The sequence below is a fragment of the Acetobacter syzygii genome, assembly GCF_000964225.1.
GTDB classification, from domain to species: Bacteria; Pseudomonadota; Alphaproteobacteria; order Acetobacterales; family Acetobacteraceae; genus Acetobacter; species Acetobacter syzygii.
This window is the reverse complement of sequence record NZ_BAMZ01000002.1, coordinates 1-2,048: the sequence shown is the minus strand read 5'-3', so window position 1 is coordinate 2,048 and position 2,048 is coordinate 1. Positions and strand designations below refer to the sequence as shown.

At 52.1% G+C, this 2,048-nt stretch carries 2 protein-coding genes; one reads left to right on the top strand and one right to left on the bottom strand.

Annotation, left to right across the window (positions count from 1 at the left end):
- Window positions 1–388: 388 nt before the first annotated feature.
- Complete coding sequence (locus Absy_RS00155; protein WP_181015884.1) at window positions 389–844, bottom strand: helix-turn-helix domain-containing protein; 456 nt, start codon at window positions 842–844, stop codon at window positions 389–391.
- Window positions 845–1,368: 524 nt separating this feature from the next.
- Here Absy_RS00155 and Absy_RS00150 point away from each other — a divergent pair.
- A complete protein-coding gene (locus tag Absy_RS00150) occupies window positions 1,369–1,815 on the top strand; it encodes a hypothetical protein (protein ID WP_048852719.1) in 447 nt (148 codons plus the stop codon).
- Window positions 1,816–2,048 lie beyond the last annotated feature (233 nt).

Below are 2,048 nucleotides of genomic sequence, written 5' to 3'. Positions count from 1 at the left end.
AAATTACATCGCACCACAATGGATGAACTGCTGGCTGTCTCTGATTATTCCCAACCTCAACTTTTAGAGGAACGAGAGTGGGTTGATGCTCCTGCTATTGGGCGAGAACTGGTTTGAGCATTTCTTCTTGAGCAAATTGGTCCACCAACGAACAAACCCCGCCTAGAAAGACGGGGCTTATTTCGACCCTTTAGCACTCTCTAAGAAAGGTAAAGGACGTCCTGTGTAGGCTTTCTTTCATCACAGTGCAAAATCGTTTGCACTGTGAACAGAATGGCTGTTTTCTGCCGTTTCCATGACAGTGCAAAGGCAGAAAAAGGCCAGCCGATCTCGTTTTGCACTGTGATCGGATCTCGTTTTGCACTGTGATCGGGGAAGTGGTGCCCGGTTAGGCTAGGCTTCCACGGTAGCCCAATTCCTCGGTGGGTATCCCGCTCGCCATTTTGGCGATTATTTCCAGCATTTCGTTGTGATCGTGATTCGGATGCCGGGTATTTTTTTTAACTTCATTACCCGTGGTGCAAGGTTTGCACTGTGATCGAGACCAAGGGAAAGCCAGCATTTCCGTGAGAGCTTTCATGATGAACCGATACCCGTTGCAGCCGTTCATCCAGCGTCGGCCCCTGCGGATACGGTTGTGAGAGCGGCACAGGATGCCGAGCTGCTCGGCCTGCTGGATGGCATAGGCCACTGACCGGCGAGAGCACTTGGCGGCTCTGGCAAGGCTCTCATAGGACGCTGGACGCATGGAGCGGGCGATGATGAGAAGTACGTCTTTGGCCGTGCGGCTGATCTGTCCAGCGCGGAAAGTGTTGAGAATGGCGGTCTGAATGGTCTTGGTCACTGGCGTTTCTCTGTTGCGCCGACCATCTAACGCTTGAAGGGAAACCCGAAGCCGGGTTAAGCCTTCCACGAAAGGCGGTCCGCTTAGGTATGCTCTAACGGACTTGCTGAAGGCTCGGAGTTTGCCGCTCCGGGCCTTCCTCATATCTGGGGATCAACATCTTCTGGATTGCCGCTTATGGCAAGACCATGAACAGCCCCCCTCCCTAAAATCAGACATCCAAAGTGCTTCACGCCTGATTTGCGCCTGCTCTACGACAAAAACACACTGGCTGCTCTTTTGGCTGCTCTCTAGTGGCGGTTTTCTGCGGAAAAATGACCAAAATGGCTGCTCAAGAGCAGCCACTATGAATTTCCAAATTCAGGAAAGTTGTTTTTTTTCAATTACTTCCGCAGTTTTTTAAACTGCGTCATGTGTATAGCCAGATTAAGGAGACAAACCAGAGACAAAACTTGGAAAAAACCGGTTAAGCCCGTACGCTGTAAAAAACATCGTCCCATTACAGCGAGCGAGAGCGAGCAGACGTGACTCCACGCAAAAAAGGCGCGGTCGTTGTCCGGCAACGGCTGGCATGGATAGAGAAAAAGCTGGAAGACGGGTTCAGTCGGCAGGCTGTTCTGACCATGCTCCAAGAGCAGGACGATCTCGACCTGACCTTCTCCAGCTTCCTCAAAACGCTTCAACGCGCCCGCCTAGAAGCCCCTGCACGCATGAAAGCGACCAGAACGGCCAGACTGACCCGAAAAGCCGATCGACGCATCAGACGGGAAGCAGAGCAGAAAAACAGGCGGACACAGCGAGAGACGAGAAAAGAGGTTCCCGCGACTCTCGTTAATCAGACCCCCTCTGAGTCGCTAATCGCCCTCCCATTGGTAGAATCGGCTCCCAAGGAAACGTCGGTTCTGCCCGAACCAATCTTCGAACAGCCATCCAAACCAAAAAGCTTCTGGAAGCGTGTCTTCGGTGGCTAAACTGGTTCGCTTCAATGCTTTTGAGGATGACCAGGCACAAAACTGTTCTGACCAGGGCGAGCGCGGAGCGGGAGCGGCGTAGCCCGCCGAAGGCGCCTGGTGGAAAGTCTCGTTAATCGGACCTCCCTTTTCTATTTGTTGGAGTTATTATCGTGGAAAAAGAAGAAAAAAATCTGTCCGATAAGCCCACAAAATTACATCGCACCACAATGGATGAACTGCTGGCTGTCTCT